Origin of the sequence: Streptomyces sp. NPDC046716, assembly GCF_040645755.1 — a bacterium.
Classification (GTDB): domain Bacteria; phylum Actinomycetota; class Actinomycetes; order Streptomycetales; family Streptomycetaceae; genus Streptomyces.
This window is the reverse complement of the sequence record NZ_JBEYYU010000006.1, coordinates 22,190-40,275: the sequence shown is the minus strand read 5'-3', so window position 1 is coordinate 40,275 and position 18,086 is coordinate 22,190. Positions and strand designations below refer to the sequence as shown.

General features: G+C 72.3%; 18 protein-coding genes. 11 read left to right on the top strand and 7 right to left on the bottom strand.

The features are described from left to right. Positions 1-94: 94 nt before the first annotated feature. The gene (locus ABZ930_RS06360) at positions 95-742 is read left to right on the top strand and encodes a DUF4230 domain-containing protein (RefSeq protein ID WP_361542360.1); all 648 of its coding nucleotides are present in this window, start codon (positions 95-97) and stop codon (positions 740-742) included. A gap of 99 nt (positions 743-841) precedes the next feature. Here the strand turns inward: ABZ930_RS06360 and ABZ930_RS06355 are convergent, their stop codons facing one another. After that, entirely contained in the window at positions 842-1,639 is a 798-nt protein-coding gene (locus ABZ930_RS06355) for a putative protein N(5)-glutamine methyltransferase (protein WP_361542357.1), read from the bottom strand. A gap of 243 nt (positions 1,640-1,882) precedes the next feature. Between ABZ930_RS06355 and ABZ930_RS06350 the strand changes: the two genes are divergently transcribed. Further along, positions 1,883-2,308: a nuclear transport factor 2 family protein gene (locus tag ABZ930_RS06350; RefSeq protein WP_361542354.1), complete on the top strand. Its 426-nt coding sequence runs from the start codon at positions 1,883-1,885 to the stop codon at positions 2,306-2,308. Positions 2,309-2,329: 21 nt separating this feature from the next. Here the strand turns inward: ABZ930_RS06350 and ABZ930_RS06345 are convergent, their stop codons facing one another. The 3 genes from ABZ930_RS06345 to ABZ930_RS06335 form a co-directional block, all read right to left on the bottom strand. After that, entirely contained in the window at positions 2,330-3,730 is a 1,401-nt protein-coding gene (locus ABZ930_RS06345; RefSeq protein ID WP_361542351.1) for an MFS transporter, read from the bottom strand. Further along, positions 3,727-4,182 carry a MarR family transcriptional regulator gene (locus ABZ930_RS06340; protein ID WP_361542348.1) on the bottom strand — a complete coding sequence of 152 codons (456 nt, stop codon included), beginning with the start codon at positions 4,180-4,182 and terminating at the stop codon, positions 3,727-3,729. The genes ABZ930_RS06345 and ABZ930_RS06340 overlap by 4 nt, the downstream gene beginning before the upstream one ends. Before the next feature lie 73 nt (positions 4,183-4,255). Continuing rightward, positions 4,256-4,858, bottom strand: coding sequence for a TetR/AcrR family transcriptional regulator (locus ABZ930_RS06335; RefSeq protein WP_361542346.1), 603 nt, complete (start codon positions 4,856-4,858; stop codon positions 4,256-4,258). 141 nt (positions 4,859-4,999) lie between these two features. Here ABZ930_RS06335 and ABZ930_RS06330 point away from each other — a divergent pair, with 141 nt between their 5' ends. Then, a complete protein-coding gene (locus tag ABZ930_RS06330; protein WP_361542343.1) occupies positions 5,000-6,442 on the top strand; it encodes a cytochrome P450 in 1,443 nt (480 codons plus the stop codon). Between the two features lie 147 nt (positions 6,443-6,589). Here the strand turns inward: ABZ930_RS06330 and ABZ930_RS06325 are convergent, their stop codons facing one another. Then, positions 6,590-7,333, bottom strand: coding sequence for an MgtC/SapB family protein (locus ABZ930_RS06325; RefSeq protein WP_361542340.1), 744 nt, complete (start codon positions 7,331-7,333; stop codon positions 6,590-6,592). A 102-nt stretch (positions 7,334-7,435) separates the two neighbouring features. Here ABZ930_RS06325 and ABZ930_RS06320 point away from each other — a divergent pair, with 102 nt between their 5' ends. The 8 genes from ABZ930_RS06320 (at position 7,436) to ABZ930_RS06285 (ending at position 15,969) form a co-directional block, all read left to right on the top strand. Beyond that, positions 7,436-7,693, top strand: coding sequence for a hypothetical protein (locus ABZ930_RS06320; RefSeq protein WP_361542337.1), 258 nt, complete (start codon positions 7,436-7,438; stop codon positions 7,691-7,693). A gap of 41 nt (positions 7,694-7,734) precedes the next feature. Next, a complete protein-coding gene (locus tag ABZ930_RS06315) occupies positions 7,735-8,523 on the top strand; it encodes an arylamine N-acetyltransferase (protein ID WP_361542334.1) in 789 nt (262 codons plus the stop codon). Between the two features lie 87 nt (positions 8,524-8,610). Further along, the gene (locus ABZ930_RS06310; RefSeq protein ID WP_361542331.1) at positions 8,611-9,738 is read left to right on the top strand and encodes a substrate-binding domain-containing protein; all 1,128 of its coding nucleotides are present in this window, start codon (positions 8,611-8,613) and stop codon (positions 9,736-9,738) included. Positions 9,739-9,854: 116 nt separating this feature from the next. Continuing rightward, complete coding sequence (locus tag ABZ930_RS06305) at positions 9,855-11,207, top strand: sugar ABC transporter substrate-binding protein (RefSeq protein WP_361542328.1); 1,353 nt, start codon at positions 9,855-9,857, stop codon at positions 11,205-11,207. A 31-nt stretch (positions 11,208-11,238) separates the two neighbouring features. Next, entirely contained in the window at positions 11,239-12,222 is a 984-nt protein-coding gene (locus ABZ930_RS06300; protein ID WP_361542325.1) for a sugar ABC transporter permease, read from the top strand. Then, positions 12,219-13,091, top strand: coding sequence for a carbohydrate ABC transporter permease (locus ABZ930_RS06295; RefSeq protein WP_361542322.1), 873 nt, complete (start codon positions 12,219-12,221; stop codon positions 13,089-13,091). The genes ABZ930_RS06300 and ABZ930_RS06295 overlap by 4 nt, the downstream gene beginning before the upstream one ends. Before the next feature lie 23 nt (positions 13,092-13,114). Further along, complete coding sequence (locus ABZ930_RS06290) at positions 13,115-14,095, top strand: hydroxyacid dehydrogenase (protein WP_361542876.1); 981 nt, start codon at positions 13,115-13,117, stop codon at positions 14,093-14,095. Further along, entirely contained in the window at positions 14,092-15,969 is a 1,878-nt protein-coding gene (locus ABZ930_RS06285; RefSeq protein WP_361542319.1) for a DUF2264 domain-containing protein, read from the top strand. Before ABZ930_RS06290 ends, ABZ930_RS06285 begins: the two co-directional genes overlap by 4 nt. Before the next feature lie 9 nt (positions 15,970-15,978). Here ABZ930_RS06285 and ABZ930_RS06280 read toward each other — a convergent pair whose 3' ends face one another. Together ABZ930_RS06280 and ABZ930_RS06275 are read right to left on the bottom strand one after the other, a co-directional pair. Then, complete coding sequence (locus tag ABZ930_RS06280; protein ID WP_361542316.1) at positions 15,979-16,545, bottom strand: TetR family transcriptional regulator; 567 nt, start codon at positions 16,543-16,545, stop codon at positions 15,979-15,981. Positions 16,546-16,549: 4 nt separating this feature from the next. Further along, a complete protein-coding gene (locus ABZ930_RS06275) occupies positions 16,550-18,025 on the bottom strand; it encodes an MFS transporter (protein ID WP_361542313.1) in 1,476 nt (491 codons plus the stop codon). Between the last annotated feature and the right edge of the window lie 61 nt (positions 18,026-18,086).

Here is an 18,086-nt window from a genome sequence, read left to right as displayed (position 1 = left end):
CGGCGGTAGGACTGCCCGGGGAAGGCTGCACCGCGACAGGCGTGATCTGCGCCCGCGGCGGGAACTCGGGCTCCATGGGAAGGAGGTTTCCCTCATGAAGCCGAGGGCTGTTGCTGCGCTCCCCCCGTGGGCGAAGGCCGTCATCGTGGTCGTCGTCGTGGTGGCGCTGGTCGCCACCGGACTGCGCCTGATGAACCGTCTCGACGGTTTGTTCGGCACCGAGACCCACGACCGGTCGGGCCCCGCGCTGCTCAAGTCGGTGCAGGATCTGAGCCGATACGACGCCGCGTCCGGGAACTTCCAGGTCGTCGTCGATCTGGAGAAGGACACGAAGTACCTGCCGGACGCGATCCGCGGGACCCGCACCCTCTACATCGGGGCGGGCACCGTCGAGGCGTACGTCGATCTCGGAAAGGTGGACCCCGGTGATGTCCGGGTGAACAAGGACCGCACGTCGGCGACGCTGCATCTGCCGCACGCCCAGCTCGGCAAGCCCGCCCTGGACACGGACCGCTCGTACGCGGTGTCGAAGCAGCGCGGTCTCCTCGACCGGCTCGGTGATCTGTTCTCGGACAATCCCAACGACGAGCGGGCGGTGCGCAAGCTGGCCGCCCGGCACATCGGTGACGCCGCGAAGGACAGCGGTCTCACGGGCCGCGCCGAGGGCAACACCACCGACATGCTGAAGGGGCTGCTCCACTCGCTGGGGTTCGAGAAGGTGCGGGTCTCGTACGGGACCTGACCGCTCGGGCGCGGACGTGAGGCGCCTCGCCTCCACACCGTGGTCCCGGTGCCCGGATCGCTCCGGGCACCGGGGCCACTGCGTTGTGCGGAGCCCGCCTCAGTTGGCCGGACGGGTGCCGACGACGACCGTGGCGTACAGGTCGTCGTCCTCGACCTGACGCGCCGTGAGGCCGGCGGCGCGCACCGCCGCCAGCGCGGTGTCCGCCTGCCGTTCGCTGGTCTCGACGAAGAGCCGGCCGCCCGGTGCGAGCCAGCGCGGCGCCTGCTCCGCCACCCGGCGCAGCACGTCGAGGCCGTCCTTGCCGCCGTCGAGGGCGATCTGCCGCTCGTGGTCCCGGGCCTCGGTCGGCAGCAGCGGCAGATCACCGGTGGGGACGTAGGGGCCGTTGGCGATGAGGACATCGACCCGGCCCGCCAGCTCCGCGGGGAGCGGGTCGTACAGGTCGCCCTCGTGGACCTCGGCGCCCAGCGGGGCGAGGTTGCGGCGGGCGCAGGCCACGGCGGCCGGGTCCAGGTCGGCGGCGTGCAAGCGACCCGGGGCGCGTGCGGCGAGGACGGCGGCGACGGCGCCGGTGCCGCAGCACAGGTCGACGACGGTGGCGCCGGGTTGGGTGACCGCGAGGGCCTGGCGGGCCAGGAACTCGGTGCGGCGGCGCGGCACGAAGACCCCGGGGTCGACGGCGATCCGCAGCCCGCAGAACTCGGCCCAGCCGACGACGTGCTCCAGCGGGAGTCCGGCGGCCCGCCGCTCGACCATCGAGGTCAGCTCGGCGTGGTCGCGGGCGGAGGCGTGCAGGACCAGGGCCTCGTCCTCGGCGAAGACACAGCCGGCGGCGCGCAGCGCGGCGACGAGGAAGGCGGGTGGCGGCGGTTGGGGTGACGGGGGGAGCGACATGGGTGTGGTGTGACCTCTCGGGACGCCGACGGGGCTCCCGGCCGTCGCGCTGCCGCGGTCCGGCTCAGCGCGAGCGGTCGTGGCGTGCGGTGCGAGCAGGGAGCTCCTGACCTGGTACAGCGAAGATCGGGCTCACCTCCTCGTTCCCTCGTGGCGCTGTGGGGCCCGGTCACACTACCGCACCGGTCCCGCCGATCCCCGCTAGCCTGACGCGTCACGGGACGGCGACACGGGGAGCGACACATGAACACCGCGGACACCGAGGGCACCGCGGACGCCGCGCGACGCTTCGTCGGCGTGTGGCAGGACGGTTGGGCGCGGCACAACGTGGAGGCACTGCTCGCCCTGTACGCGCCGGACTGCGTGCACCGGTCGATGCCGTTCCGGGAGCCGCATCGCGGGCGGGACGCGCTCGCCGCGTATCTGCGCTGGTCGTTCGCGCAGGAGAGGCCGGTGGACGTGCGGTTCGCGGAACCGGTGGTGGGTCCGGGGCCGGTCGCGGTGGCCGAGTTCCGGGTGCTCGCCGAGGAGGACGGCAGGCCCACGACGCTGGCCGGGTGCGTGTTCGTACGGTTTCGCGCGGACGGTCTCGCGGTGGAGACGCGCGACTACTGGCATCAGGCCGACGGCCACCAGGAGCCGGCGGGCGACCTCTTCTTCTCCCGGTGACGGATGCCGGGACGGCGCGGCTCAGTGCTGTCTGCGCAGCGCCCGGTCCGTCACGGTCAGGGCGACGAGGAGGACGCCGAGCACGGCGGAGACCGTCGCCATGAGGTGCAGTCCGGCGTCGTCGGCGCGCTGTCCGTAGGCGAGCGCGATCAGGCTCGACGCGGTGATGGCGCCGATGTACTGGGCGGTTCGCTGGAGGCCCGCCGCGGCGCCGATGTCGGCGGCGGGCGCGTACTCCTGGACCGCCGCCTGGTTGCTGGTGCCGATGAGGCCCTGCGGGATGCCGAAGCAGGCGCCCGCGAGGAGCAGCACGGCCAGCGGTGTGGAGCCGGAGACGAAGGCGAGCAGGGCCGCGCCCCCGGTCAGCAGCGCGCTCGCGACGATCAGCGGGGCGCGGATGCCCTTGGTGCGGGCGCCGACCAGGGAGCAGACCAGGGCGGCGAGGGACATGGGGAGCATCAGCAGTCCGGTGTGCCCGGAGGAGTAGCCGCGGCCCTCCTCCAGCCACTGGGTGAAGCCGTACATCACGCAGTAGATGAGCAGATAGCTCAGCCCGTGCCGGAGGTAGGTGCGGGCCAGCGGGCCGTTCCCGGCGAGCATCCGGACGTCGATGAAGGGCGTACGGCAGCGCAGTTGCCACCACAGCAGGGCGGCGGTGAGCACGGCGAACGGGGCGAGCAGCCACCACAGGGGGTGGGACAGGTCGAGGAGGAAGAAGACCAGGACGGTCAGGGCCGTGGAGAACAAGCCGATGCCGAGCGGGTCGAGGGCCGGCCTCGGGGCGGGTTCGCCGGCCGTGCCGCGGGGCGGGTCGGCCGGGATCCAGAGCACGGCGCAGCAGAACGCGATCACGGACACCGGGACGTTGACGGCGAAGATGCCGCGCCAGCCGACGACGGTGACGAGCAGTCCGCCGAGCGTGGGGCCGACGGCGGCGCTGCCGAGCGCCGCGAAGGAGAGCCGGGCCATGACGGGCCGCGGCGGGCGGCGGCCGATCCGGCGGCCCTCGTCGCGCAGGACGGCCATCGCGGCGGGATACGCGGCCGAGGTGCCGATGCCGAGGAGCAGCCGGGAGACGATGAGCCAGCCGAAGGCGGAGGCGAACATCCCGACGAGTCCGGAGGCACAGACCACGACGAGTCCGGTGAGGAACACCCGGCGCGGGCCGAGCGCGTCGGCCAGCTTGCCGAGCACGGGCTGGGCGACGGCGCTGGCGAGGTAGAGCACGGAGATGAGCCAGGCGGTGTCGGCGGCGCCCACGCCGAAGTGGTGCCCGATCGCCACCAGGCCGGTGGAGATCATCGTGGTGTTGAGCGGGTTGAGGACCGAACCCAGCAGGAGGGGTGCGGTGAGGCGGGCCCGGAATCCGCCGTCGGCGGGGGCGGGTGCGGTGGTGACCGTCTCGGTTATGTCACCGCTCACCGCTCCACCAGCCGTCCGAGCAGCACGGTCGCCTCGGCGACGAGGCGGCGCTCGGCGGGGTCGAACTCGGCGTCGAGGGCCTGGGCGAGCCAGCTGTGCTTGGCCGCGCGGACGGCGACGAGGGTGGCGCGGCCGTCGTCGGTGATGGAGACGACGGACTGCCGCCCGTCGTTCGGGTCCGGGGTGCGGGCGACGAAGCCGCGCTCCTCCAGGGCGCCGAGCGTGAGCCGCATCGACTGCGGCTTCACGTACTCGGAGCGGGCGAGCGCCGCCGTGGTGGCGGGGCCCTCCGTGTCGAGGCGGGCGAGCACGGTGCGCTGGGTCGGGGTGAGCAGACTGTCCGGCGACGCGGTGCGCAGCCTCCGTGAGAGCAGGCCGACGATGGTGGCGAGGTCGGCGGCGACGCGCTCGCCGGGCGGCTCGGAGGCTGCGGATCCCTGCGTTCCAGACATGGCTCCACCGTAAGAGATAGACAGGAAGCCTTGCAAGTTTTCCTTACGACCTGATGCGGCACCTCCCCTACGGCTACCCGGCGAGCGCCCCCAGGAGTGCCCGCGCGCACAGGTCGCGCACCTGTTCACGGGTGAGCTCCGGCTCGTCGAGCCAGTCCAGGCAGACGGCGACGAGGAAGGCGAGCCAGCCGCGCACGGCGAGGCGCAGCGCGGCCGGTTCCGGGAGCGTGGCGGTGATCTCGGGGTCGGCGGCGAGGGCGGCCAGGATCTGCTGCTCCTGGGCGGCGAGGCCGTCGCGGTAGACGGCACGCACGGTGGGATCGCCCGCGGACTCGGCGCGATGGAAGGCACGGAAGCCCTCGGCGTGCGCGGCGACGTAGCCGAGGAAGGTGTCGAGGCCCGCACCGAGCTGTTCACGCACCGGAATGCCGGGGACCGCGGCGGTCAGCCGCAACATCCGCTCGCTCTCGCGGCGCACGACCGCGGAGAAGAAGTCCCGTTTGTTCGGAAAGTAGTGGTACAGGAGCCCGCGCGAGACACCCGCGATCTCGGCGACCCGCTCGATCCACACATCGTCGTACGGGCTCTGCGCGAACAACTTGGCACCCACGGACAGCAGTTGCTCCCTGCGCTGCTCCGTGCTCATTCTGCGCCGGGTCGTCCGCTCTGCCGTCATGGCCGCACCCTACTGGACGGACACCGCCTTACTTGACGTGAGTTCAATAACAGCCGCACACTGAGGCGCATTATTGAATCCACGTCTAACAAGCTGCCTACGGTGCCTCAATCCATCGGTGGCGCAAGGGAGATGGGCTCGATGGCTCAGATGACACAGGCGGCCGGTGCCACGCTGCCCCGGGGCTTTCGCAGTGCCGAGCAGGGCTGGACGCGTCTGGACCGGATCCCGCACCCGCCGCGCCGGGTTCCGCTGATCGGTGATGTCGTGGGCGCCAACGTCCGTACGCCGTTGCAGGACTCCATGAAGATCGCCGCCGAGCTGGGACCGATCTTCCGGCGCAAGGCGTTCGGCAAGGAGATCGTGTTCGTGTGGGGGGCCGAACTCGCGGCGGAGCTGGCCGACGAGTCGCGGTTCGCCAAGCACGTCGGGCTCGGCGTCGCCAATCTGCGCCCGGTCGCCGGGGACGGTCTGTTCACCGCGTACAACCACGAGCCCAACTGGCAGCTGGCGCACGACATCCTGGCGCCCGGGTTCAGCCGTGAGGCGATGGAGGGCTATCACCCGCTGATGCTCGACGTGGCGGGGCAGCTGACCGACGCGTGGGACGCGAGCGAGGCGGCGGGCCGTTCGGTGGACGTCCCCGGCGACATGACCAAGCTGACCCTGGAGACCATCGCGCGCACCGGATTCGGGCACGATTTCGGGTCCTTCGAGCGGGAGCGGCTGCATCCGTTCGTGACGGCCATGGTGGGCGCGCTGTCGTTCGCGCAGCGGCGGAACGTGGTGCCGCCGGTCCTCGCCGCGCTCCAGCGCGGCGCCGAGAAGCGGAACGCGGCGGACCGCGCCTATCTGAACCGCACCGTCGACGACGTGGTCACCGCGCGCCGTGCCTCCGGCGGCGGCCCCGGTGATCTGCTCGACCGGATGCTGGAGGTGGCGCACCCGGAGACGGGCGAGCGGCTCGCGCCGGAGAACATCCGCCGGCAGGTCATCACGTTCCTGGTCGCCGGGCACGAGACGACGTCCGGCGCGCTCTCCTTCGCCCTGCACTATCTCGCCCAGAACCCCGCCGTACTGGCGAAGGCGCGGGAGGAGGTCGACCGGGTGTGGGGCGACGTGGGCGTCCCCGCGTACGAGCAGGTCGCCAAGTTGCGGTATCTGCGGCGGGTCCTGGACGAGTCGCTGCGCCTGTGGCCGACGGCTCCCGCCTTCGCGCGGGAGGCGGTGACCGATACGACGCTCGGCGGCAGGCACCCGATGCGGCGCGGCGCCTGGGCGCTCGTCCTGACGACGATGCTGCACCGCGATCCGGCGGCGTGGGGCGACGATCCGGAGTCCTTCGACCCGGACCGGTTCGCGCCGCAGGCGGTGCGGGCCCGCCCGGGACACGTCTTCAAGCCGTTCGGGACGGGGGCGCGCGCCTGCATCGGGCGGCAGTTCGCGCTGCACGAGGCCACCCTGGTGCTCGGCCTGCTGCTGCGCCGCTACGACCTGCGGCCCGAGCCCGACTACCGCCTGAAGGTGACGGAGCGGCTGACGCTGATGCCGCAGGGACTGCGGCTGAACCTCACCAGGCGGTGACCCGGGGGGACAGATCCTTCGCCCACCGGGCGCACACCGCGCACGACGAACTGGTCGCGGCCGACGGGGCGTACGCGGCGCTGTGGCGCTCTTGGCACGGGCGGCCCTGACCGGTCGGCTCCTCCTTCGCTTCCGGCGCGAGCCCCGCTATTCGTCCGCGGCCGTCTCCAGCGACGCCACGTCGAGCACTCCGTCCAGCTCGGCGAGGACCGCGACGAGGGCCGGCACCTCCGCCGCGCCCTCGATCTCCATCCGGACGGCGATGGTGCCGCGCCGGCCCGACCCGCCGTCCCAGTCGGTGCGGTCGGTGCGCACTTCGAGGACGCGGAACCCCCGACCCGTGCACTCCTCGAGCACACGTGTCAGGACGCTGCTGCCCACCTCGTACGCGAGATGCAGTCCTGTGCGGCGCTCGGTGGCCAGGGCGGGGACCCGGCGGCTCACCCAGGGATAGCCGCGGACCACGAGGAAGTGACAGGCCGTCGCGGCGATCGCGAGCAGCGGCAGTCCGCCGCCGCAGGCCATTCCTATGGCGCAGACCAGCCAGACGGTCGCGGCCGTGGTGAGGCCGCGGACGGCGTCGCGCCGGACGAAGATCAGGCCGCCGCCGATGAATCCGATGCCCGACACGATCTGCGCGGCGACCCGGGAGGGGTCGAGGGCGACGCCGTCGAGACCCAGCATCGAGTTGAAACCGTGCTGGGAGACCTCCATGAACAGGGCGCTGCCCACGCCGACGAGGGTGTGCGTGCGCAGACCGGCGCTCTTCTGCTGCACGGCGCGCTCGGCGCCGATCAGCGTCGACAGGACGAGCGCGAGCCCCAACTCGGCGAACTGCCGAGCGCCTTGCCCCGCCGCGGGATCGAACAGCGGCAGTGCGTGCGATGACACGAGTGCGTTCCTCCTTGTCCTCGATGGACCCTTCAACCACACACGAGCCTAGCTCCGGTCCATTGGCGGGGAATTGTCAGACCCGTGCGCAAGAGTGGGGGCATGCAGGGAACCTGGAATCTCGACACACACGACCGATCGACGCAGCAGCACGAGCTGGCGGCGGCGCAGGCCTGTCTGCGGCTGCTGCACACGGCGCGCGCCGCGCTCTCCGGCACGGAGCCACCGGCGACCGCGTCGGTCCTCGCCGTGCCGATCGCCGAAGCGGACGAGGCGCTGCGCAGAGCGGGCCTGGCGGGGAACGAGGCGTGGCTGCTGGAGCGGATCTACGACCTGGACCCTGACGACACCTCCCCTTGACGTCAGGGCGCGCCGCGGCGGGCGTCCGCCACACTGGCCCCATGGATCACAGCCGGGCCGAGGCCTATCTGCACCGCATCGGGGCCGAGCGCCCCGCCGCGCCGACCGCCGAGGCGCTGCGCGTGCTGCACCGGGCGCATCTGCGGTCGGTGCCGTTCGAGAATCTGTCGGTGCACCTGGGTGAGGAGGTCGTGCTCGAGCCGGCGGCGCTCGTCGCCAAGGTGGTCGACCGGCGCCGCGGCGGCTTCTGCTACGAACTGAACGGCGCGTTCGCGGCGCTCCTCGGCGCCCTGGGCTTCGAGGTGACGGTGCTCCAGGCGCGCGTGGTCGGCAAGGACGGCCTGCCCGGCATCCCCTACGACCACATGGCGCTGCGGGTGCGCACGGCGGACGGCGGGGACCGGCTCGCGGACGTCGGCTTCGGCGCGTTCTGCGCCGAGCCGCTGGTGTACGACGAGCGCGGCGAGCAGCGGGATCCCGGCGGTGTCTTCCGCATCGAGGACGCCCCGCACGGCGATCTGCTCGTGCTCCAGGACGGCGCCCCGCAGTACCTCCTCGACCAGCGGCCGCGCGAGCTGCGGGACTTCGAGGCGGGCTCCTGGTACCACCGCACCTCGCCCGCCTCGCACTTCACCCAGTCCCTGGTCTGCTCACGTCCCACGGAGGACGGACGGATCACCTTGAGCGGTCATACGCTCACGACGACGGCCGCCGGGCAGCGCGCGCAGCGCACCCTCGACACCGATGGCGCCGTACTCGCCGCGTACGACCAGCACTTCGGCATCGTTCTCGACACGCTCCCACCGGAACCGGGAACCGCCGAAGACTGACCTCGCCCGCGATCCGCTGGTTATGCTGCCGCCGAACCGTTCAGGGAAACGCTCAAACGAACAGCGGGTTGCGAGGGGGCCATCAGCATGCGCGAACCGGTCGATCTCAGGCGGCAACGGATTCTCGCCGTGGTGCAGTCGCGCGGCGCGACACGGGTCAGCGATCTCGCCGCGGAACTCGCGGTGTCGGTGGTGACGCTCCGCCGCGACGTGGAGGAGCTCGCCCGTGAGGGCAAGTTGCGCCGCGGGCACGGAGTCGCGCGCCCGATGCTGTCGGAGACCGAGCAGGCCGCCCCGCCCGCCGACCCGCTGCCCGACGGCGGTCCGGTCGCGGTGGTGGTGCCGGAGCGGCACGCCTATCTGTACGAGATGCTGCACGGCGCCCGGAAGACGTTCGAGGAGGCCGGCATCCGGATCGGCCTGCACATCGCGCCGCCCGTCGCGGGCGCCGAACAGCCCATCGTGGAGCGGGCGTTGGCCGACGGCGCGCGCGGCCTGCTGATCGCCCCGCGCTGGCGCAGCAGGGCCACGGAGGAGGCCGACTACACCTGGCTGGCCCGGCTGTCCGTGCCGGCGGTCCTGATGGAGCGCCGGCCCCGGGCGGGCAGCGCGCTGCATGCCGTCGACACGGTGTGCACGGACCACTGGTACGGCGTGCATCTCGCGCTCGACCACCTCACCGGGCTCGGCCACCGGCGCATCGTGCTGGCCGCGCGCGACGACAGCCCGACGGCGCGCGCCCTGCGCTCGGCGTTCACCGAGATCGCCGCCGCGCATCCGGACATCGACCGGTGGGACGTCGCGCTCAGCGCCCCCGGGGCGGCCCCCGATCCGGAGGCGGCCGCCGCCGAACAGCCCGTGGATCTCCCCTCGCTGCTCGCCGAGTTGGGTGCGACGGCGGCGCTGCTGCACGGTGACGTGGACGCGCTGATGCTCGTACAGAAGTTGCGGGACAGCGGGGTGCGGGTGCCGGAGGACTGTTCGGCGATCGCGTACGACGACGTGGTCGCCGGGCTCGGCAGTACGCCGCTGACGGCGGTGTCGCCGCCCAAGGCGGAGGTCGGCCGTGCGGCGGCCGAGCTGCTGCTGCGGCGCCTGGAGCGGGGGGCCTCGTCGGGTCCCGCCCGGCGCATGGAGGTGCTGCCCGACCTGAAGGTGCGCGGCTCCACCCAGAAGGCCCCCGTCTCGCCCGCCTCCGAGGCACCGCTCAACTGACCCCGCACCATGAGCGTTTGACCGTTTAATTTTCTTCTGATCGATCTATTGACCGAGACCGCTCAGCCGATCAGGATTCCCGTGACTCGAACACGCAGGAGCCGCGGGAGGCGCCCATGCCTGGTCGACAGAGCCGTCGATCCATGCTCGCCGCGATCACCGCGCTGCCGCTGACGGGCGCCCTCGGCGCCTGCAGCGGATCGGACAGCGCGTCGCCGCAGAGCAGCAGCAAGACCGGTAGCAAAGGCAGCAGAGGCACGACCACCATCACGTTCTGGTCCGCGTTGCGCGGCAGCCAGGAGGTGGTGGACGAGTTCAACAAGACCCACGACCACATCCAGGTCCGCTTCGAGCAGATACCCTCCGGCAACGCGGGCGGCTATCTCAAGCTGAGCAACGCCGCGCGGGCGGGGAACGCGCCCGACGTCGCCACCATCGAGTACCCGCAGGTCCCGGGGTTCGCGATCGACGGCGTCGCCCGCGACATCACGTCGCTGATCAGCGACGGTCTGCGGAAGAAGCTGTTGCCGCAGGCGCTCAACCAGACCACGTTCGAGGGCCGCACGTTCAGCGTGCCGCTCGACGTCGAGCCGACCGTCCTGCACTACCGCAAGGACCTGTTCGACAAGTACGGCTTCGAGGTGCCGGCCACCTGGGACGCGTACGCCGACCTCGCCCGCGCCGTGCGCCGCACCGGCGGCAAGCGCAAGGTGTGCGTCTTCCCCCTCGACATGGGCCTGTACTCCGGACTGTGCTGGCAGGCGGGCGCCCAGTGGTTCGACACCTCGAAGGGCGCCTGGAACGTCTCGCTGGTCGACGCCCCCACCCGGCGCGTGTCGAAGTACTGGCAGCGCCTCATCGACGAGGACCTCGTCTACGCCAACAACCCCAACAGCCGCGCCAACGACGCCCAGATCGGCAACGGCCTGGTCCTCACCCGGCACAGCGGCGCCTGGGACGCGGGCGCGCAGATGAACGCCCGCCCCGAGCAGAAGGGCCTGTGGCGCATCGCCCCGCAGCCCCAGTGGGACCCGGACCGGCCCGCCCTCGGCACCAACGGCGGCTCGACGTTCGCCGTCACCAAGGACAGCGCCCACCCCGAGGCCGCCATGGAGTTCATCGAGTGGCAGGTCTCCAGCCCCGACGCGCTCAAGGCCCGGCTCTCCAGCGGCGCCAGCAGCCAGTACCCGGCCGTCTCCGAGCTGATCCCGGTCGGCCGCGCCGCGTTCGACCGCACGTACTACGGCGGCCAGGACATCTACGCCCTCTTCGAGCAGGAGGCCCACAAGATCCGGGACGGCTGGGTGTGGGGACCGCGGATGACCGCGACGGCCTCGGTCATGCAGGACGCCTTCACCCGGGCCGCGGCCGGCTCCGGCACCCTCGAATCGTCGATGCGCGCGACCCAGGACGGCACCATGCCCGACCTGAAGGCGCTCGGCCTCAAGACCACCCAGCACACCACATGAACGCCCGCACTCCGAAAGGCAGGTGACTCCCATGACCGCGACCACCCATGCCCCCGCGACGGCGTCCGCGCCGCCCCGCGACCAGGACGCCTCCGGGCGCCGGGCGCGGCGTTCGGCGGGCCGCCGCCGAGGCGGCGCCGCGGGCGTCCTGATGGCCCCCTTCTTCGTCCTGCTCGTCCTGGTCTTCCTGGTCCCGGTGGCCACGGCGGTGTGGCTGAGCTTCTTCAGCGACGACCAGCCGGGCCTCGGCTTCGGCCCGGAGCGCACGGTCTTCGTGGGGCTGCGCAGTTACGCGGCCGTGCTCACCGACCCGTCGTTCCTGACCGGGCTCGGCACCGTCGGCCTGTACTGCCTGATCTACATCCCGCTGATGGTGATCGGCTCACTCGCGCTGGCACTGCTGCTCGACTCGGGCGTCGTCCGGCTGCGGGCCTGGGCCCAGCTGGGCCTGTTCCTGCCGCACGCGGTACCCGGCATCATCGCGGCCCTGATCTGGCTGTACCTGTACACGCCGGGGATCAGCCCGATCATCGAGGCGTTCGCCAAGGGCGACATCACCGTCGACTTCCTGGGCCTGCACACCACGGTCCCGTCGATCGTGAACATCGCCCTGTGGTCCAACCTCGGTTACAACATGGTCGTCTTCTACGCGGCCCTGCAGGCCGTCCCCCGTGAGGTCCTGGAGGCGTCGGTCGTCGACGGGGCGGGGCCGGTGCGCACCGCGCTCCAGGTCAAGACGCCGCTGGTGCGGTCCTCGATCGTCATGGTCGCGATGTTCACCCTGATCTGGGCCCTGCAGCTGTTCACCGAACCGGCGCTGCTGCACCAGTCGTCGGCGATGGTCGGCGCCCGGTTCTCACCGAGCATGTACATCTACGACGCGGCCTTCAGCCGGAACAACTACTCGCTCGCGGCGGCCGCCTCGGTGATCCTCCTCGTCATCACGATCGCCGTGTCCTACGGCGTCACCCGCTGGACCAACCGTATCGAGGCCGCAGAGGAGAACGCCCGATGAGCGCCGCCGAGTTGAGCAACTCCTCCCTGCTTCGTCCGCGCTTCCTCGGCCGCGCCGTGGTCAACGCCGTCGTCGCGATCTCCGTGCTGTACACCGTGCTGCCGGCGCTGTGGCTGGTCCTCGCCTCGACCAAGACGCGTGACGCGCTCTTCCAGAGCAGCATCTTCTCCCTCAGCGACTTCTCCCTGGTCCAGAACCTCAAGGACCTGTTCGCGATGGACGGCGGCCTGTACAGCCGCTGGTACGGCAACAGCCTGCTGTACGCGGTGCTCGGCGCGGCCATCGGCTCGATGATCTCCGTCGCCTGCGGCTACGCCTTCGACAAGTACCACTTCCGGCACAAGGAGAAGCTGTTCGGGCTCGTCCTCGCGGCGGTCATGGTGCCGCAGACCGTCCTCGCGCTGCCGCTCTACCTGATCGCGTCCGAGGCCGGCGTCGTGAACACCTTCTGGTCGGTCTTCATCCCGGTCCTGTTCAATCCGTTCGGCGTGTACCTGGGCCGCATCTTCTCCCAGGGCTATGTGCCGAACGAGGTCCTGGAGGCGGCCCGCGTCGACGGCGCGGGCGAGCTGACCACCTATGCGCGGGTCTCCCTGCGGATGCTGGCCCCGGGCCTGATCACGGTCTTCCTCTTCCAGCTCACCGCGATCTGGAACAACTTCTTCCTGCCGATGGTGATGCTGTCCAATCAGAATCTGTACCCCGTCAGCCTCGGGCTGTTCCAGTGGAACAGCCAGGCGACCGTCTCTCCCGAGTACTACCCGGTGGTGATCATGGGCTCGCTCCTCGCGGTGCTCCCCCTTGTCCTCGCGTTCATCCTCCTCCAGCGGTTCTGGAAGGCCGGCCTGACGGCGGGGGCGGTCAAGTGACGCTCCCCCGCGTGGCGTTGGCCATGTCCCCCCAGGCCGCGGCGGCCGTCTTCACGCCGCGGTCGCTGGCCGCGCTCACCGAGGTCGGCGACGTCGCGCCGCTGCCCGCCCTGTCCGATCTGTCGACCGCGCGGGCGACGGAGGTGCTGGCCGACGCCGAGATCCTCGTCACCGGCTGGGGCTGCCCGAAGCTGGACACGGACGTGCTCGCACGGGCGCCCCGGCTCAAGGCGGTGGTGCACGCGGCCGGTTCGGTGCGCGCCCACGTCACCGACGCCTGCTGGGAGCGGGGCATCGCGGTGTCGTCCGCGGCGGCGGCGAACGCGCTGCCGGTCGCCGAGTACACCCTCGCGATGATCCTGCTGCACGGCAAACACGTCCTGGAGCGGGCCCGCGACTTCCGCACGAACCGTGCCCGCGACAACTGGCTGCTCACGACGGGCCACGTCGGCAACTACCGCCGCACCGTGGGCATCCTGTCCGCGTCCCTGGTCGGACGCCGGGTCGTCGAGCTGCTGAAGCCGTTCGACTTCGAGGTGCTGCTGCACGACCCGTACGTGTCCCCCGCCGAGGCCGCCGAACTGGGTGTCACCTGGGTCGAGCTGCCCGAACTGTTCTCCCGCAGCGACGTGTTGAGCGTGCACACGCCGCTGCTCCCGGCCACGCGCGGGCTCGTCGACCGCCCCCTGCTCGACGCGCTGCGCCAGGACGCCGTTCTGATCAACACCGCGCGCGGCGCCGTCATCGACCAGGACGCGCTCACCGACGTGGTGTGCGCGGGCCGCATCCGTGCGGTCCTCGACGTGACGGACCCCGAGGTGCTGCCCCCGGAGCATCCCCTCTGGGACTGCCCGAACGCCCTGATCACCCCACACCTCGCCGGTTCCCAGGGCAGTGAGTGGGAGCGGCTGGCCGACACGGCCGTGGCCGAGGTGGCGCGTTTCGCCGCGGGCGACGGTTTCGCCCATCCCGTACGACGCGAGAGGCTGGCGTTCCTGGCATGACCATTCCGTTCGAACTGCCCGAAGAGAACCGCGAGCTGAGCCCGTTCACCGGCTGCACCCGGGCGCACTGGGAGGCGGTCGCGGACGGTCTGCTCGGCGCCGCCTGGCGCTGGGCGACCCCCAGGGGCGCCTTCCTCGACCTGCCGGGCCGGCCCTCGGCGTCCGGGGTCCGCTCGGACGGCCTGGAGGGGTACGCGCGGACTTTCCTCGCGGCCGGTTTCCGGGTCGCGGGCGCCGAAGGCAAGGACCCGCACAACTGGCTGGAGCGGTACGCCGGCGGTCTGACCGCGGGCACCCGCACGCCCGGCCGGGACGACGCGGAGTCCTGGCCGCTGATCCTCGACCACCATGTGCAGGGCCAGCCGATGGTGGAGTCGGCGTCCGTGGCGCTCGGTCTGAAGCTGACCCGGCCGTGGCTGTGGGACCGGCTCGACGACGCGGTGCAGGACCGGGCGGAGAAGTGGCTGCGCGGCGCGATCAACCACACGCCCGCCCCGAACAACTGGTACCTCTTCCCCTTCATGGTGGCGTCGTTCCTCGAGGAGGTCGGCCGCGGCGACGCGGCGACGACCCGGGCCATGGACCGGGCCCTGGAGCTGATGGAGACCTGGTACCGGGGCGACGGCTGGTACGCGGACGGCGACGGCCGGGCCTTCGACCACTACAACGGCTGGGCGCTGCACCTGTATCCGCTGCTGCACGCCCATCTGTCGGGCGACGCGGCACTGTCGGCGCGCTTCGGCCCGCGGCTGCGCGAGCACCTGGAGGGCTTCTCCCTGCTGTTCGGCGGGGACGGCGCACCGATCCACTTCGGGCGCTCGCTCAGCTACCGCTTCGCCGCTTCCGCGGCGGTCGGCGTCGGCGCGGTGACGGGGCACACGCCGCTGTCGCCGGGCGCGTCACGGCGTCTCATCAGCGGCAACCTGCGCTACTTCCTGGAGCGCGGAGCGGTCACGGACGAAGGGCTGCTCAGCCTGGGCTGGCACGGCCCGCACGACGCCACGCTCCAGCCCTACTCGGGCCCGGCGTCGCCGTACTGGGCGTCGAAGGGCTTCGTGGCACTCCTCGCCCCGGAGGGAGATCCGCTGTGGACGGCGACGGAGGAGCCCGCGCCGAGCGAGGGCCCCGACCGGGTGCTCGCGCTGCCCGCGCCGGGTCTGCTCGTGCAGTCCACGCAGGCCGACGGGATCGTGCGGCTGCACAACCACGGCAGCGACCACGTCCGGCCGCACGAGGGCGAGTTCGCCGCCCAGGACGACGCGCACTACGGCCGTCAGGCGTACTCCACGCACACCGGCCCGACGTCCCTCACGAACATCGCCGACAACCACCTCTGCGTCGAGGTCGGCGGGGTCGCCAGCGTGCGCCGGCGCCTGCACCCGCTCGGCGCCGGGCACGGTGACGGCTGGGGCTGGGCGGCGTCCTGGTACCGGCCGACGTTCGCCTCGGGGCCGCCGATGCATCCGGGGCTGCGCGTCGAGAGCGTGACCGTGGCACGGGGCGCCCACGAGCTGCGGGTGCACCGGGTCGTCGGCGCGCCTCATGGGTCACGGGTGTCGCTGACCGGCTGGGCGACGGAGGCGCTCCGCTCGGAGCTGACCGGGCTGCACGGATGGGGTGCGGCGGACCGGGTCCGGGCGCCCGAGGGCACGGCGTACGAGCCCTGGGTACGGGTGCCCCGGCTGTCGGCGCAGGTCGAGGGGACGGCGGTGTTCGCGGCGCTGGCCCTGCTCGGCGCGGCCGGCTCCACCAATGACCTCGCCGGGGCCGTGGCCGGCACCACCGTGACGGACGACGAGCTGACGGTGCGGTGGGCCGACGGGTTCGAGACCGTGGTGACGTTCGGCGAGTCGCTGAGCGTGCGCTGCGGCTGACGACGCGCTCTAGCCGACCAGCTGCGCCTCGACCGCCGGGGCGTAGCGGTCCACGACCGCCTCGATGTCCGCGGCCCGCACCTGCGGGCCGCGGGCGATGCCGTACATCACGCCGAGGCCGAGCAGCAGCGACACGGCGAGTTCCGCGCGCAGTCCGGCGTCGGCGCCGGTCAGCCGGGCCGCGAGGCGTTCGCTGACCTGCGTACGGAAGTTGGCGCGCAGGATGTCGCCCTGCGCGCCGTGCAGCGGGGCGAACACGATGCGCAGGATCGGGTCGGCGCCGCGCTCGGACTGGCCGCTCAGCACGCAGCGGACCATGTGGCGGCCCAGATCCTCCAGAGGTGCGTCGAGGAGGACGTCGACGTCGGCCTCGAAGTCCATGACGCTCGAGAACAGGGCGTCCTTGTTGCCGAAGTACTTGAGGATCAGCGGTGGGCTGACACCGGCCCGTTCGGCGATCGCCCTGAGCGTGATGTCGCCGTGCGCGTGCCGGGCCAGCAGATGCCGGGCCGCCTTCACGATGGCGGCCTTGCTCGCCTCCGCGTCGCGCCGGACGGCGGGCTGCGCCGTGGTCATCGCCTCAAGCTCCCTTCGCCGTCGCCAGCGGGACCGCAGCGCCCGCGCCGGTCGCCTCGCCCCCTCTGTCGGACGGTACGCACAGGGCGACGGCGGCGGCCACCAGGGCGACCGTACCGGCCATGACGAAGGCGAGCCGGTAGCCGTGCAGCGTCGACACGTCGGTGCCGCCGACGCGCATCGTGTGGTGGACGAGGACGGCGGTGACGGCGGCGCTGGAGACGGCCTGTCCGATGGTGCGCATCAGTACGTTGACGCCGTTGGCGGAGGCGGTGGCGGTGGCCGGCACGGCCCGCAGGATCAGGGTGGGCAGGGCGGAGTACGCGAGGGTGGTGCCGGTGGAGACGACGGCGGCGCCGACGAGGATCACCCACAGGTCGGTGCTGTCGACGACCCGGATCGCGTAGCCGAGGGCGAGGACGACGCCGCCGACGGCGAGGGTGACGCGGGGGCCGCGGGCGGCGGAGATGCGGGCCGACACCGGGGAGAAGAACAGCATGATGACGCCGCTGGGCAGCATGCACAGACCGGTCGCCACGATCGACAGGCCGAGGCCGTAGCCGGTCTCCACGGGCGCCTGGACGAGCTGCGCGGTGACCAGCGAGTTGGCGTAGAACGCGAAGCCGGTGAGCAGGGCCGCGACGTGCGGCAGGCCGACCCGGCGGCCGGCGGCGAGCCGCAGGTCCACCAGGGGGCCCGCGGAGCGCAGCTGATGCCAGGACCACAGGGCGAGGACCAGGACGGCGCCCGCGAACAGGCCGATGATCCGGGTGCTGCCCCAGCCCCACTGCCCGCCCTGCGAGACGCCGAGCAGCAGACAGACCAGGCCGACGGCGAGGCCCAGGGTGCCGAGGACGTCGAAGCGGCCGGGATTGCGCACCGGCGACTCGCGCACCGCCCACCAGGCTGCGGCGAGGCCGAGGGCGCCGAGCGCGGCGGTCGCCCAGAACATCACGTGCCAGTTGGCGTACTGGACGATGAGCGCGGCGAGCGGCAGGCCCAGGGCGGCGCCGATGCCGACGGTGGAGCTCATCAGGGCGACGGCGGATCCGGTGCGGTGGGGCGGGAGTTCGTCGCGCAGGATGCTGATGGACAGCGGCACGACGGCCGCGGCGGCGCCCTGGAGCGCGCGGGCCGCGATGAGGACGCGGATGTCGGAGGTGAGCGCGCAGAGCACGGAGCCGGTGGTCATCAGGGCGAGGGCGATGAGCAGCACGCGGCGCTTGCCGTACATGTCGCCGGCCCGGCCGAGCACGGGCGTGAGGACGGCGCCCGCCAGCAGGGTGGCGGTGACCATCCAGGAGACGGCTGCCGGGGACGCGCCGGTGAGTTCCGGCAGGTCGGGCAGGAGCGGGACGACGACCGTCTGCATGACGGCCATGAGGATGCCGCCGAAGGCGAGGACGGGGATGGTGAGCCGTTCCCGCAGGCGGGGCCGGACGGCCTGCTCGGGCAGCGTCGGTATCGGGACGTGGTCCATGGGACTCCTGCGGGGTGCGCGGGCGCGGCGCGTCGGGTGCGACGCCGGGCCGACGGTCCGG